The sequence below is a fragment of the Tunturibacter gelidoferens genome (genome assembly GCF_040358255.1).
Classification (GTDB): domain Bacteria; phylum Acidobacteriota; class Terriglobia; order Terriglobales; family Acidobacteriaceae; genus Edaphobacter; species Edaphobacter gelidiferens.
Map to the genome: position 1 here is coordinate 20,416 of NZ_CP132937.1, position 14,492 is coordinate 34,907.

A 14,492-nucleotide genomic window follows, 5' to 3' on the forward strand; every position below is an offset into this window, starting at 1 on the left:
AGAAAGAAGAGCAAAGAACGGCCTACACCTGTCCAATGCACCCCGACGTGCAGCGACCCGGTCCGGGCAATTGCCCGAAGTGTGGCATGGCCCTCGAACCTGCAACGGCGACCGCTCCAGCCCCGCGCACAGAATATACCTGTCCCATGCACCCGCAAATTGTTCGAGATCGGCCGGGCAACTGCCCCATTTGTGGAATGGCCCTCGAACCCCGCGACGTAGTGGCCAATGAGACCAACCCCGAACTGGTCGATATGACCAGACGCTTCTGGATAAGCGTCGCCCTTACACTGCCGCTGCTCGCCGTCATGGTTTCAGATATCTTGCCCGGTCATCCGCTTCAGCATCTTCTGGCCGGGCGCCTGCTGGGATGGCTTGAGTTCGCGATTGCGACCCCAGTGGTCCTATGGGCAGGCTGGCCATTCTTCGAGCGAGGCTGGGAGTCCGTCGTTCACCGAAGCCCGAATATGTTTACGTTGATCGCGATTGGCGCTGGTTCGGCCTACCTCTACAGTGTCGTCGCTGTCGTTGCGCCCGGCATCTTCCCTGCCACCTTCCGCGATATGTCCGGCAACCTCGGACTGTACTTTGAAGCGGCGGCGGTCATCACCGTGCTTGTTCTGCTCGGTCAAGTATTGGAGTTGAAAGCCCGCAGCCAGACAAGCAGTGCCATCAAGGCCCTCCTCGGACTTGCTCCGAAGACAGCGCGCCGGATCTCGGCAGATGGAAAAGAAGCCGATGTCGCTTTGAGTGAGATTCAGGTTGGAGACCTCATCCGGGTTCGCCCTGGCGAAAAGGTGCCGACAGACGGTTCTGTGACAGAAGGACGCAGTTCCGTCGACGAGTCGATGGTAAGCGGCGAACCAATCCCAGTCGAGAAAATTGTCGATGCAAAGGTGGTCGGCGGAACCATCAACGCGACCGGCAGCTTCGTAATGAAAGCAGAGCGAGTCGGAGCCGATACGCTTCTGGCGCAGATCGTAAAAATGGTGAGCGAAGCGCAGAGGACGCGAGCACCGATTCAGCGACTTGCGGATACTGTCGCTTCTTATTTCGTTCCCGCAGTTCTGGTCTCTTCGGCGATCACGTTTGCGGTGTGGGCTATCTTTGGCCCTCAACCACACTACGCGCATGCCATCGTGAATGCGGTCGCTGTGCTTATCATCGCCTGTCCATGCGCCCTAGGACTCGCAACGCCGATGTCCATCATGGTCGGCACGGGCCGTGGTGCGGGGGAGGGCATTCTCATCCGCAACGCGGAGGCTCTTGAGATTTTTGAAAAGGTAGACACCCTCGTCGTCGACAAGACCGGCACTCTGACCGAAGGCAAGCCGCGCCTCACAGCGGTCATTCCGTCCGAAGGGTTCGACGAGAATCAACTTCTGCAGTCGGTAGCCAGCCTAGAGAAAGCAAGCGAACATCCACTTGCGGCTGCCATCATCGCCGGAGCCAAAGAAAAGAACATCGAATTGATCGCGGTCGCAGACTTTCAATCGATTACGGGTAAGGGCGTCAATGGAACCTTGCTGGGTAAGCGCCTCAGTATAGGCAATGCTTCTCTCATGCAGGACCTCGGCGCGAAGGTGGAATCTTTGAAGGAACGGGCAGAGGGCCTCCAAAAGGAAGGCCAGACGGTCATGTTTATCGCATCCGACGGACACTTTGCCGGACTTGTCGCGGTCGCTGACCCTATCAAAGACTCTGCGCGAGATGCGATCAGGGAACTCAAAGAGTCTGGTATTAAGGTCATCATGGTTACAGGTGACAACCACACGACTGCTGCCGCCGTCGCCCAAAAGTTGGGGATCGACTTTGAGGCTGATGTCCTGCCTGATAAGAAGGCCGAGGTGGTGAAGAAGCTCCAGTCCCAAGGGGCTACTGTGGCGATGGCTGGAGACGGAGTGAATGATGCCCCGGCGCTGGCACAGGCCCAGGTAGGAATTGCCATGGGGACGGGAACAGATGTGGCGATGGAAACCGGCGGAATCACACTGGTCAAGGGCGACCTGCGCGGAATCGTCAAGGCACGTCGGTTGAGCCAGCGCACCATGAGCAACATCCGCCAGAATCTGTTTTTTGCCTTCATCTACAACGCACTCGGGGTGCCGCTCGCAGCTGGAGTTTTGTATCCGGTGTTTCACTTGCTGCTGAACCCGATGATCGCGGCGGCGGCGATGAGCTTCAGCTCGGTTTCCGTAATCGCCAATGCACTCAGACTACGAAGCATCAAACTATGACCGTCCCGAAGGGACTTACTCACTCATTCATTCTTGAAGCATGAAGCGACCTCGATGGGATCCGATAGTTTTGTTGATAACAAACTTCTTTGCGGCGTCACGCACGATCTAAAGGAAGAGCTCTTCCATTTCTCGCACTACAAGCCTTGGCAGTCGGGCTTATATTCCAAGCTCCTCGTCAAAGCAGACGATCTTCGCGTCCTTCTTATCGCTCTGAACACCAGGACGGAGATGAAGGCACATCACACGGATGGGACGACCACAATCCATGTTCTGCAGGGTGTTCTGAGCTTGCGCGTACACGACAAACAGCAGCAGCTGCTCGTTGGACAAATACTTACGCTCGCACCTGGGATCTCGCACGACATCGAAGCCCGCGAAGACTCCGCTTTGCTGTTGACGATCTCGTGGCCAAGCAGCGAAACACTATGATCGTTGGCCCATAGAGGCTACGGCTCGTGAGAATCTCATCTTTCGCGTTCTTCTACAACGCTCTTGGAGTGCCGCTTGGGGTGAGTGCTCTGTATCCTTTTTTGGATTGCCACTGAATCCCATGATTACGGCGGCAGCCATGAGCTTCAGTTCAGTCTCAGTCATCGGGAACCTCGCTAAGGCTGTGGGCAGCTAAACTTTGATCATGTCTAGAGCTACTTATTGGATGCGGCGATCCAAGCGCCATGTGATTCTCGCTTCCGGAGCAATAGCGCTCACCTGCGTGGCGTATGCTGCGACGCCTCCGCCAGACGTTCGCCATCGCTTGAGCATGGCCAGTGCCTATGCTGGTCTGATCTTTCTTGCAGTATCGCTATGGATTGGGCCGTGGAATGTCCTGCGACGACGGCCTAACCCCGTCAGCTTCGATCTGCGCCGGGATATAGGTATTTGGACGGGCATCCTCGCCATCCTGCACACAATAATTGGCTTGACTGTCCATCTTCGGGGACGAATGTGGATGTACTTTTTCAAGAGCCTACATCCATTGAAACTGCAAAATACGCAATTCGGCTTCGCCAACCTTGTCGGACTGGGTGCTGCACTGCTCTTCTTGATGCTCTTGCTGATCTCCAATGATATTTCACTTCGCGCACTGGGGACTCGTCGCTGGAAGTCGCTCCAGAGATGGACCTACGCAGCTTTGGCGCTAACAGCGGCTCACGGTATCGCTTATCAACCGGTCGAAAAGCGCCGCCTTCCCTGGGTTTTTGTCTTCACAGCGGTCATAATCGCAGTATCCGCTACTCAGGTAGTTGGTTTTACCCAGGTTCAAAGGCGAATGGGTCACGGTCAGGGAGATTAGAGACTGGCGTACTCACCGAATCACTGTTGCTCCGTTCGTCAGGGAGACGTAGTCTAATAACTGAAATGCGTGCTTTTCGCCAATTCGGTGTACTAGTCCTGCTATTGGTAACCTGCCTGGCGCCAGCAATGGCCTGCATGATTCCCGACGCGCAAATGAGCACTCAAGAGCGTGCCTGCTGCCGCATGATGAAGAACCAATGTGGGCAGATGGAGATGCCGGCATCGCATGGCTGCTGCCAAAAGACTCCGCCGAGCGTGCACGATAACGCGCTGGATACAAAAGTAGTAGCGTTTCATCCAGTGGTAGTTCCTATTATCTGGTTGGCTGCCTCCGAGCTGGTGAATCCCACCTCTGGTGTCACCGGATGGGTTGAACACCCCGACTACTCACCTCCCACGTCCCCACCTGCGACAATTTCCATCCTAAGAATCTAGTTAGCTCCACTCTCGCACTCTACTTTTGCCGAGCGCGCGCACGTTTGTCTGCGTGTCTTGGCGAATGCTTTGAACTGCATTTGAGATTGGAGCTTCCGTATGAACGTGGTCTCTTTGTTGACCTCCACGCTTGTGCTGGCCACTGCATTGTCTGCCCCTGGGCAGACGCCGGTGGTAAGCGCGCCCACGCCCCTGTCCCAGCTTCTCGCTGAGGCTAAGGCAAACAACCCACAAATCTCCGCAGCCGATCACGGCGTACGAGCGGCCCGGCAAATGGCACCGCAGGTGACTACATTGCCGGACCCGAAATTTACCTACCAGCAGTTGAGTGTGGGAAGTCCGAAGCCGTTCGCGGGATACACCAACAGCGACTTTGCTTATATCGGCGTTGGAGCATCACAGGAATTGCCCTATCCAGGAAAGTTGCAGGCGCGCGGGGCGGTAGCCGAGCGCAGCGCCGACACGAAGCAAGCCGAGGTTGAAGTCACGAAAACCAGCATCGCCGATGCGGTAAAGGCCGACTATCTCCAACTGGCCTATCTGCAACAGACTCTCGGAATCCTGCGGCAAAATGAGGCCGTGCTTGACCAGCTCATTCAGGATGCAACGGCGCACTATCAGGTCGGACAGGGGATGCAGCAGGATGTCCTGCAGGCCCAGGTGAATCGAACCAAGATCGTGAAAGAGATCACGATGAACCATCAACAGATGGAGCAGATGCAGGCACACCTCAAAGGTTTGCTCAGTCGGGACCAAGCGTCGCCGGACATTGTTACGGAAGATTTGATCGAAAGCCCGCTGAAGCGCTCCTCCGCCGAACTTCTTGCAATGGTCCGGCAAAGCAACCCTCAGATCCAGGTCGATGCGAGTTCCGTTCGCAAGCAGGATGCGCAATTAGCGTCTGCGAAACGCGAAGGGAAACCGGACTTTGAACTTGGTTATATGTACCAGAACACCGATCGCAAGTATCGGGACTACTACGTGTTCACCTTCGATGTGCGCTTTCCTCGCAAGACGCGGGTGAATGCGGAGATCGCAGAGGCCACGGAGAGGCGCTCCGAATCACAACAGACCCTCAATGCGCATCTGCAACAGCAACTCGCCGAGGTGCAGGAAGGGTATGTAAAAGCAACCAGCGATGAAGAGTTGTTGAAGGAATATCGGGAAGGGCTGGTCCCACAATCGGATGCAGCGTATCGGGCGACACTGAACGCCTATGCCTCCAATCGTGAGCAGTTCATTCATGTCCTCTCATACTTCACCGACCTTTTGAGTCTGAAACTCGAATATGCGCAGACCCTCGTGGATCACGAAGCTGCTTTGGCCCATCTCGAAACTCTGACTGGAGCGACCCTGCGATGAACAAATATATCTGGAGGACTTCACTCGTTTGGATCATCGTCCTGGCAGCGATCGCAGGGATATGGGCCTACCGCACTCACGCCATCAAGCTGCCAACGGCAACGAAGACGCCGATGTCAGGGGAAATGCAGCCTGTAGCCTCTGGTCCTCCTGCTGGTGCGAATGAGCCAAAACCATCGATGCCAGATACGAAGATGGATGCTCAGCTCGTTCCGATACAACTCACACCCGAGAGAATGCAGAGCATCGGTGTGCAGACTGGCACAGTTGAATACAAACAACTGAGCGATGACATACGCGCGACTGGCACGGTTGACATCAACGAACGTCTTCTTTCTTACGTGCAGGTGCGCTTTGCGGGCTATATCCGCAAAGTCTTTGCCAATGCCACGTATCAATATGTGAGAAAAGGCGAGCCACTCTTCACCATCTACAGCCCTGACCTCGTGGCGACACAACAAGAGTATCTGCTCGCGCGGCAGAACCAGAAGACCATGAGCGGAAGCACAATCGATGGGGTTGCCGATGGTGCGGCCACTCTTTCGACCGCAGCGGAACAGCGATTAAAGCAGTGGGATATACCTGACAGTGAAATCGCAAAGCTGAAGGAAACTGGCAAACCGGTTACCGACCTTACCATCAACTCACCGGTTGAGGGATACATTACGGAGCGAAGTGCTCTGCCCAATATGTATGCCGAACCTTCGACCAAGCTCTATACCGTTGCGGATCTGTCGCGTGTGTGGGTGTATGCCCAAGTTTTCCAGGACGATGTGGGCCGAATCAAACCTGGCGATACGGCGCAGATTACCGTCGACTCTTATCCGGGCCGCACGTTCTCCGGTCAAATCGAAGACATTCTGCCTCAAGTAGATATGGCGACGCGCACAGTTCGTGTGCGTCTGGTGATGGCGAATCCTGGACTCAAACTGAAACCGGGTATGTTTGTGAACGTCGACCTCAAAACCAGTCTGGGGCGTCAGCTCGTTGTGCCGGCTTCGGCGGTCTTCCAATCCGGCACACGGCAATTGGTGTTCCTCGATCACGGCAACGGCAGTCTTGAGCCAAAAGAGATCACTGTTGGTCCCCGCGTCGGCGATGATTTCGTCGTTCTGAAGGGGTTGAAAGCACACGAATCCATCGTGACATCAGCCAGCTTCCTCATTGATTCAGAAAGCCAGTTGCAGGCTGCGGCAGGTTCCTTCGTACCACCTCCACCGGGTGCCGGGGGCAACGCTCCATCAGCGAATGCGCCCTCTGCGGCACAGGCGAATCTCGATTTCACTACTGATCCCAATCCGCCGCAAAAGGGCAGCAATGTCTTTCGGGTGAAGCTCACCAGTGCAGATGGAACTCCTACAACCGCGGCTGATGTTACGGTCACGTTTTATATGGCTGGTATGCCGGCGATGGGGATGGCGGCAATGACCACGAAGACCAAGCTTAACGACAAAGGCAATGGCATGTATGAAGGAAGCGGTTCGCTAGGCTCCGGGGGCACATATCAAGTCACCATCTCCGCTCAGAAGAACGGTCAAGTGATCGCTACGAAGCAGTTACGCGTGAACGCAACAGGAGGCATGTAATGCTTTCCAGAATAATTGACGTTTGCGCACGCAATCGCTTCCTGGTCTTCACCGCAGTCTTGCTGCTCACACTTGCTGGCATCTGGTCGTTGCAGCATGTACCGCTGGACGCACTGCCGGACATCTCGGACGTGCAGGTGATCGTTCATACGGGCTGGGCGGGCGAGCCCCCCGATGTCATCGAAGACCAGGTGACTTACCCCATCGTCACAAGCCTGTTGGCTGCCCCGCATGTCAAGGCTGTCCGCGCGCAGACCATGTTAGGGGACTCTTACGTTTATGTAGTGTTTGAGGACGGCACGGACCTCTACTGGGCGCGTTCGCGGGTCATCGAATATCTGCAACAGATCAGCGGGCGTCTCCCGGAGAACGTGCATCCTTCGATTGGCCCCGATGCGACGGGCGCAGGTTGGGTGTATGAGTACGCCATCGTCGACAAGAGCGGCAAACACAGTCTTGCCGACTTGCGCAGCTTGCAGGACTGGCATCTGCGCTATGCGCTGGAGACCGTGCCGGGAGTTGCTGAGGTCGCTAGCATTGGTGGCTTCGTCCGGCAGTATCAGGTGCAGCTCGATCCCAACAAGTTACGCGCCTATGGCATTCCGCTGTCTACCGTCATCGACAAAGTAAAGATGAGCACGAATGAAGTTGGCGGTCGCGTTCTTAACTTGAGCGGCGCGGACTACATGATCCGCGGTCTGGGCTATCTGCGCTCCCTGGATGATCTCGCTTCGGTTGCCGTCGGCAGCAAGAATGGAACCCCTGTCCTGATGCGCGATTTGGGAACGGTGACCTTCGGCCCTGATATCCGCGAAGGAGTTGCCGAGTGGAATGGAGACGGAGAAACGGTCGGCGGGATCATTGTCATGCGCCAAGGCATGAATGCGTTGAACGTCATCAACGGAGTGAAGCAGAAGCTGCGTGAGATTGCGCCCTCGCTGCCACCCGGCGTCCAGATCATGACGGGATACGATCGTTCCGATTTGATCGATGCGTCGATCAAAACCCTCCAGCGCGATCTGCTCGAAGAAGCCATTATCGTCAGCCTGGTAATTATTGTCTTCCTGTTTCATTTCCGCTCTGCGCTCATTGCAATTCTTGCCTTGCCTATCGCGGTGTTGATGTCTTTCATCCCGATGTACTGGCTGGGAGTGAGTTCAAACATCATGTCTCTGGGCGGCATCGCCTTAGCGGTTGGCGTGCTCGTCGATGCCTCGATTGTGATGGTCGAAAATGGCTATCGCCATCTATCGGAGCGGCAGGAAAACGATGCCAGCCCAGTATCGGAACCCGAGCGGCACACCATTCTTATCAACGCAGCCAAGCAGGTTGGCCCAGCGCTCTTTTTTTCACTGATTATCATCGTCGTATCGTTTATGCCGGTCTTCCTGCTCGAAGCGCAGGAAGGACGCATGTTTCGCCCACTGGCATGGACCAAGACCCTTGCAGTCGGCTCTTCCTCCATCCTTGCCATCACACTCGTGCCGGTACTGATGGTGATGCTGATTCGGGGCCGTTTGCGGCCAGAACGTGCCAATCCAATTTCGCGTGTCACGCAGGCGATTTACCTGCCAATCCTGAAATTCTGCCTGCGACATCGCTGGCTCACCATTGTGGTCAATCTGATCTTCCTGCTGGTCACCTTTCCACTTGCATCCCGTTTGGGCAGCCAGTTCATGCCGGCTCTCTTTGAAGGCTCCGCCCTCTATATGCCGACTGCTCTTCCCGGCATCTCCATTGAACAGGCGAAGGGTCTCCTGCAGCAGCAGGACCGGATTCTTCGCAGCTTCCCGGAAGTGGCCAGTGTGTTTGGTGCGGTCGGTAGATCAGACAGCGCAACCGATAATGCACCACTGGATATGTATGACACCACACTGATGCTCAAGCCGCGGGAGGAATGGCCCGCTGGGATGACCTACGAAAAGCTTATTCAGCAGATGGATGAGAAGCTTCAGTTTCCGGGGCTCTCGAATACCTGGACAAGTCCGGTCGAAAACCGTCTGGACATGGAGCTAACCGGCATCAAGACACCGTTGGGCATGAAGGTGCAGGGGCCAAATGTGGATGGCATTCAGCAGTTGGCTTCGCAACTTCAGACTGTTCTCTCAGGACTGCCGCAGGTGCGATCTGTCTTCGCTGAAAAGGTCGCGCAAGGTTTCTACGTTAATGTCGAGGTCAAACGAGAGGAGGCGGCCCGCTACGGTCTCACGATCGCGGATGTACAGACAGCGGTTTCATCCGGCATCGGTGGACAGAATATTGCAGAAAATATCGAAGGGCGCGAGCGTTATCCGATCAATGTTCGCTACCAGAGAGACTTCCGCGACAATGTTGAAAAGATGCGTGGGGTGCTGATCGGGACGCCGTCCGGCGCGCAGATCCCGTTAGGTCAGGTAGCGAAGATCTCCTTCACGCACGGCCCGGCCATGATCCGGGACGAAGACGGTGCGCTGACGGGATACATCTACATTGATCTCAAGAACTCCGACTACGGTGGCTTCGTTGCACAGGCAAACAAACTCATTCACAGTAAACTCGCGTTGCCAGCAAACTACACCTTTCAGTGGTCTGGAGAATATGAACTCGAACTCCGCGCCAAACAACGTCTGCAACTGATTCTTCCGGTAGTCTTTTTTGTGATTTTCATGCTGCTGTACCTGGTCTTTCACTCAGTCGCTGAAGCCCTTGTTCTTATCTTTCCAACCATCTATGCGATGAGTGGAGGGTTACTCCTGCAATGGTTTCTCCACTACAACTTCAGCGTCGCAGTGGCGGTCGGTTACATTGCCCTCTTTGGCATCGCAGTGGAGACCGGCGTCGTCATGGTGGTTTATCTCCATGAAGCGCTCGAACATAAGCTGCAATCCGGGAAGACGTTGACGAATGCCGATATCGAGGAGGCGGCCATTGAAGGCGCTGTTCATCGTTTGAGGCCAAAGCTCATGACAGTCTGCGCCGTTCTCGCCAGCCTGGTTCCGATCCTCTGGGAATCCGGCATTGGCTCCGATGTGATGAAGCCGATTGCAGCACCTATCGTCGGCGGCATGATTACTTCCACCATCCACGTCCTGATTTTGGTTCCCGTCTTCTTCGTCATGATGAAGGAACGAGCATTACGGAAAGGACGCCTCCACGCGAAGAACCAAATCACCGATCAAACTCAACCCCTTCAACCAGTAATTCAAGGAGAACTCTAATGCGTTTACGAATCTCGGCTCTATTCCTTTCCCTTGCTCTATCTACTGTTGCCGCTTCCGCTCAATCGAACCAGACCTTCACCGGTACGGTGAGCGATGCGATGTGTGGTGCACACCACATGATGCAGGGAAAGACTCCTGCACAATGCACCCGCGAGTGCGTCAAGCAAGGGGCGGACTTTGCCCTTGTCAGCGGCGGCCAGGTGTATACGCTGAAGGGCGACAAGAGCCAGTTCGATAAGCTGGCCGGACAGAACGTGACCATCAAAGGAAAGGTAGATGGAAAGACAATCACGGTGGACTCGATAGCGGCTGCCAAATCTTAGAGTCGGTCCCACCACCGCGGATTCATCAGCAACCACAACTCTCACCGCGTAAAGCCCGCCGTCCCTCGATGACCAGGATGGGCAACGCAAGGAGCGCCGCGGCTGAATCCACCCAATGTATGTGCCAAATGGCATTGATGGCTAGTCCCGCCAAAGTCACAGCGGCCAGGTAGGCACAGGTCGCTGACTGCACCGCATCCGCAGCCAAGGCTCGGTTGTTTGTAAGCCGCGCCGTTTTACGCTTTGCCCAGGCCAGGACGGGCATCACGACAAGGGCAGCAAGTGTGATGACTATGCCACTGCAGCTCGTCTTTGGAGTGACACCAGACACGAACGCAAGGAACGTCACGAGCGCCACTGCTCCTGCAAGGACAAAAAGCAGGATTCCAGTCAGCCGTGCGGCACGGTCTCTTGTGAGCGGAAACGACGGAACAATCGCTAGCAGAACCACGGTTGCAGACAGCAATTCTACAAAGCTATCTGCGCCGAATGCCAGCAACGCGGAGCTATGCGCTGAGATGGCTCCATAGACAGACACCCCGCACTCAATCAACATCCATGCCAGCGTGACGACCTGCAGCCAGGCTACTTGGCGTGCCGTGTTCGTAGGCGGGGAACAGGCTAAGTTCACACTGCTGGAATGAGTTTGGACTGTATGAGCCACAGAAGAATGTACCGAACTAAATTTCCCGATTCCCGCTCACGATGCTGATCCACCGATTATATGAGAGCGTCCCCGCCGCAGCATATTGCTACGGGGTATCCTCGACCGGATAAGCATGGAACTCCTTCATCTCTGAGCTGAAATACCGCCGCCTCATCCAGAACGCCACATTGACGAGCCCAATGAGTGCTGGAACTTCGATTAGCGGCCCAACGACGCCGACGAAGGCCTCGCCCGATTTCAATCCGAAGACGGCCACGGCTACCGCTATCGCCAACTCGAAATTGTTGCCCGCAGCTGTGAAGGATAGCGTTGCGGATTGCGCGTAGTCCGCGCCCAGCTTCTTGCCCATCCAAAAGCTGACCAGGAACATGATGAGGAAGTAGATGACGAGCGGGATCGCTATCTTGACCACATCGAGCGGCAATCGCACGATCAGGTCGCCCTTGAGGGAAAACATGACGAGAATCGTGAACAGCAGCGCGACAAGGGTCAGTGGACTGATGCGCGGAATAAAGCGGGTCCGGTACCACTCCTCGCCCTTTGCGCGGATCAGCAGGTAACGAGTGATGAAACCAGCGACAAATGGCACCCCCAGATAAAGTCCTACACTCTTCGCAATCTGGCCGATGCCGATAGGAACAATGCTTCCCTCAAGCCCGAACCATTTCGGCAGGAACGTCAGGAAGACCCAGGCATAGAGGCTGTAGAAGAGCACCTGAAAGACGCTGTTGATGGCAACGAGCCCAGCAACGTAATCCGCGTCGCCTTCCGCAAGTTCATTCCAGACCAGGACCATTGCGATGCAGCGGGCTATGCCGATCAGGATCAGCCCGCGCATATAGGCAGGCTCGCCCCGTAGAAAAACTATGGCCAGGAGGAACATCAGCACCGGGCCAATAAGCCAGTTCTGCACGAGCGACAGCCCGAGAACTCGCTTGTTGCGGAAGACCTCTCCCAGCTTTTCGTATCGCACCTTCGCCAGAGGCGGAAACATCATAATGATTAGGCCGATGGCGATAGGGATGTTTGTTGTCCCCGTCTGAAAGTGGTTGACGAAGCTGGCAGACGATGGAATGAAGTGGCCGATGGCAACGCCTATCGCCATAGCAAGAAAGATCCAGAGCGTCAGGAATCTGTCGAGAAATGAGAGCTTCTTTCGAGCGGCAGGGGTACAGACGCGGCCTTGAGTGAGTTGAGCTGCAGACATTAGCAGGCCTCGCAGGATGTTTCTTGGATCGTTGTGGGCAATGGTGCGCCCTCGAGCAGGGCGTACTTCGCCGGGGAACAACACGCCTTTGTCAGCCGCGCCCTGTCAGCCTGCATTGTCTTTTCTTCTTTCAGCCAGCCGAGCGTCTGTCGCAGGATCTGTGCCGCTCCGATATGCGAAGGCATCACGATCCGATAATGCATCCACTTCCCCTCCCGTCGCCCCGCGACGATACCGGCGCTGCGGAGGTAAGCCAGGTGACGCGAGATCTTCGGTTGAGGGCCGCCCAGGATCTCAACAAAATAGCAAACACAAATCTCCTGGTCGCCAATGAGATTCAGTATCCGGAGCCGGGTGTTATCCCCGAGAGCCTGAAAGAACCGTTCCACGTTGAAGGTCTGTTTCGCTGCCATATATTTCTGTATACGCCTTGACGTATGCGAAAGCAAGACATATAGTCGCCTAAGCGAATGTTTGGAGGCAATATGTCAGAGCAGCTATTGGATTCGGTGAAGTCGAAGTACGGCGCGGTAGCGGAGAGCACATTATCAAACGACCACGCGGGTGTGAAGGCGGTTGCGGAAGCCTTTGGCTACAGCGCCGAAGAGCTCACTTCAATTCCGGCAGGGGCTAATATGGGTCTCTCCTGCGGCAATCCCACAGCTACAGCCCACCTGAGAGCCGGGGAAGTTGTGGTCGATCTTGGCTCAGGCGGCGGTCTTGACGTTTTTCTAGCGTCGAAGATGGTTGGGCCAGAGGGCCGCGCGATCGGCATCGATATGACCACCGCTATGATCGAGCGCTCGCGTGAGAACGCGCAGCAGGGCGGCTACAGCAATGTGGAGTTTTACCAGTCCACCATCGACCAGATTCCGCTTCCGGATGCATCAGTCGATTGCGTCATTTCGAACTGCGTGGTGAATCTGGCGCCGGACAAGCCTGCTGTCTTCCGCGAGATCGCGCGCGTCTTGAAGCCAGGTGGCCGAGTCGCCCTCAGTGATATTGCACTGAAGCACGAGTTGCCGGAAGCCGTTGCTCAAAGCATGGCGGCGTATGTCGGCTGCATCGCAGGAGCCATCCTCATAGACGACTACCGCGCAGGGTTGCTCGCAGCAGGATTTCAGCACGTCGAGATCGTGGATAGCGGGGCGGACTTAAGCGCATACGCCAAGGTAGAAAATCAGGCGGCTTGCTGCTCTCCCAGCATGGAAGCTGGCAGTCCGTTCCAAGTGATCGAGGCGGCTTGCTGCACCCCGGCAGCCAGCGAGCCATCGTTGCACGAAGAGTTGACGACGCTTCTCTCGCAATATGACGTGAACGACGCGGCAGCCAGCGTCAAGGTATATGCCGTAAAGCCAGTCGAGACTGCTCAAAGGGCTTGCTGTGGCCCGACTTGCTGCGCTCCAACGGCGGCACGGTGACCATCGCCCTTCAAACCGACGCCGGATTGCAGGCTCAGTTGGAACTGGCCCGGCAGGTTCAGCTGCGCTTACTTCCGGACCGGCGCTGCTGCTTTAGCGACTGGGAGGTAGCGTTTTCCTACGAATCTGCTGGATATGTAAGCGGGGACTATGTCGATTTGATCCCCGCGGGAGCCGACGTGTTCTATTTTGCTCTAGGCGATGTGTCGGGCAAAGGAGTGGCAGCGTCGATGCTGATGTCTCATTTGCATGCCACGCTGCGGACATTGCTGCCTTCAAACAGGACGATCGAGGAAGTAGTGACCACCGCGAGCGGCACCTTCTGTCAGAGCGCACTTCCTGCTCAATTTGCGACATTAGTGCTGGGCAAAGCAGATCGCAGCGGGAATGTAGAGTTGGTTAACGCAGGTCACAACCCAGTCCTACTTGTCGAAGGCGCTGAAGTTGAGATTATTGCGGCTGCGAGTCTTCCTCTCGGAATGTTTTGCTCGACTGATTTCACGAGCGTAAGACGAAGTGTAAGCCCAGAGAGCACGCTGTTCCTGTATTCGGACGGGATTACAGAATCAACCGATGGAACCGGAGACGAGTTTGACCAGAACCGCCTTGCCGAAACACTTCTTCAATCGAGAAACCTGCTTCCATCTGAGCTGTTGGAAACAATCCAACGCACCCTCATTGGCTTCACCAATGATGCGAAACCAAGCGATGATCGCACAATGCTTGCGCTCCGCTGGTCACCGAAAGGAATTTGA

Annotated in this window: 12 protein-coding genes; 9 read left to right on the forward strand and 3 right to left on the reverse strand. The window is 55.7% G+C overall.

Annotated features, from left to right (window positions below):
- Positions 1-35: 35 nt before the first annotated feature.
- The 7 genes from RBB81_RS00120 (at position 36) to RBB81_RS00150 (ending at position 10,442) form a co-directional block, all read left to right on the forward strand.
- The gene (locus RBB81_RS00120) at positions 36-2,237 is read left to right on the forward strand and encodes a copper-transporting P-type ATPase (protein ID WP_423248015.1); all 2,202 of its coding nucleotides are present in this window, start codon (positions 36-38) and stop codon (positions 2,235-2,237) included.
- A gap of 54 nt (positions 2,238-2,291) precedes the next feature.
- Entirely contained in the window at positions 2,292-2,669 is a 378-nt protein-coding gene (locus RBB81_RS00125; RefSeq protein WP_353070712.1) for an AraC family ligand binding domain-containing protein, read from the forward strand.
- 331 nt (positions 2,670-3,000) lie between these two features.
- Positions 3,001-3,534, forward strand: coding sequence for a hypothetical protein (locus tag RBB81_RS00130; protein WP_353070713.1), 534 nt, complete (start codon positions 3,001-3,003; stop codon positions 3,532-3,534).
- Positions 3,535-4,070: 536 nt separating this feature from the next.
- Complete coding sequence (locus tag RBB81_RS00135; protein WP_353070714.1) at positions 4,071-5,333, forward strand: TolC family protein; 1,263 nt, start codon at positions 4,071-4,073, stop codon at positions 5,331-5,333.
- A complete protein-coding gene (locus RBB81_RS00140; RefSeq protein ID WP_353070715.1) occupies positions 5,330-6,919 on the forward strand; it encodes an efflux RND transporter periplasmic adaptor subunit in 1,590 nt (529 codons plus the stop codon). The genes RBB81_RS00135 and RBB81_RS00140 overlap by 4 nt, the downstream gene beginning before the upstream one ends.
- Positions 6,919-10,116, forward strand: coding sequence for an efflux RND transporter permease subunit (locus tag RBB81_RS00145; RefSeq protein ID WP_353070716.1), 3,198 nt, complete (start codon positions 6,919-6,921; stop codon positions 10,114-10,116). Before RBB81_RS00140 ends, RBB81_RS00145 begins: the two co-directional genes overlap by 1 nt.
- Positions 10,116-10,442, forward strand: a complete 327-nt coding sequence (locus RBB81_RS00150) for a hypothetical protein (protein ID WP_353070717.1) — start codon at positions 10,116-10,118, stop codon at positions 10,440-10,442. Before RBB81_RS00145 ends, RBB81_RS00150 begins: the two co-directional genes overlap by 1 nt.
- 25 nt (positions 10,443-10,467) lie before the next feature.
- Here the strand turns inward: RBB81_RS00150 and RBB81_RS00155 are convergent, their stop codons facing one another.
- The 3 genes from RBB81_RS00155 to RBB81_RS00165 form a co-directional block, all read right to left on the reverse strand.
- Complete coding sequence (locus RBB81_RS00155) at positions 10,468-11,073, reverse strand: cation transporter (protein WP_353070718.1); 606 nt, start codon at positions 11,071-11,073, stop codon at positions 10,468-10,470.
- Positions 11,074-11,194: 121 nt separating this feature from the next.
- Positions 11,195-12,316: an ACR3 family arsenite efflux transporter gene (gene arsB, locus RBB81_RS00160; protein ID WP_353070803.1), complete on the reverse strand. Its 1,122-nt coding sequence runs from the start codon at positions 12,314-12,316 to the stop codon at positions 11,195-11,197.
- On the reverse strand, positions 12,316-12,729 hold the full coding sequence (locus RBB81_RS00165) for an ArsR/SmtB family transcription factor (RefSeq protein ID WP_353070719.1): 414 nt from the start codon (positions 12,727-12,729) through the stop codon (positions 12,316-12,318). The genes arsB and RBB81_RS00165 overlap by 1 nt, the downstream gene beginning before the upstream one ends.
- Before the next feature lie 72 nt (positions 12,730-12,801).
- Here RBB81_RS00165 and arsM point away from each other — a divergent pair, with 72 nt between their 5' ends.
- Positions 12,802-13,737, forward strand: coding sequence for an arsenite methyltransferase (gene arsM, locus RBB81_RS00170; RefSeq protein WP_353070720.1), 936 nt, complete (start codon positions 12,802-12,804; stop codon positions 13,735-13,737).
- Positions 13,734-14,492 (forward strand): PP2C family protein-serine/threonine phosphatase, encoded by a 759-nt coding sequence (locus tag RBB81_RS00175; RefSeq protein ID WP_353070722.1) that lies wholly within the window; start codon positions 13,734-13,736, stop codon positions 14,490-14,492. Before arsM ends, RBB81_RS00175 begins: the two co-directional genes overlap by 4 nt.

Excerpts from the sequence above, each read along its gene's own strand:
- RBB81_RS00120 (WP_423248015.1), top strand. The coding sequence starts at position 36 with ATGCACCCCGACGTGCAGCGACCCGGTCCGGGCAATTGCCCGAAGTGT.
- RBB81_RS00125 (WP_353070712.1), top strand. The coding sequence starts at position 2,292 with ATGGGATCCGATAGTTTTGTTGATAACAAACTTCTTTGCGGCGTCACG.
- RBB81_RS00130 (WP_353070713.1), top strand. The coding sequence starts at position 3,001 with ATGGCCAGTGCCTATGCTGGTCTGATCTTTCTTGCAGTATCGCTATGG.
- RBB81_RS00135 (WP_353070714.1), top strand. The coding sequence starts at position 4,071 with ATGAACGTGGTCTCTTTGTTGACCTCCACGCTTGTGCTGGCCACTGCA.
- RBB81_RS00140 (WP_353070715.1), top strand. The coding sequence starts at position 5,330 with ATGAACAAATATATCTGGAGGACTTCACTCGTTTGGATCATCGTCCTG.
- RBB81_RS00145 (WP_353070716.1), top strand. The coding sequence starts at position 6,919 with ATGCTTTCCAGAATAATTGACGTTTGCGCACGCAATCGCTTCCTGGTC.
- RBB81_RS00150 (WP_353070717.1), top strand. The coding sequence starts at position 10,116 with ATGCGTTTACGAATCTCGGCTCTATTCCTTTCCCTTGCTCTATCTACT.
- arsB (WP_353070803.1), bottom strand. The coding sequence starts at position 12,316 with ATGTCTGCAGCTCAACTCACTCAAGGCCGCGTCTGTACCCCTGCCGCT.
- RBB81_RS00165 (WP_353070719.1), bottom strand. The coding sequence starts at position 12,729 with ATGGCAGCGAAACAGACCTTCAACGTGGAACGGTTCTTTCAGGCTCTC.
- arsM (WP_353070720.1), top strand. The coding sequence starts at position 12,802 with ATGTCAGAGCAGCTATTGGATTCGGTGAAGTCGAAGTACGGCGCGGTA.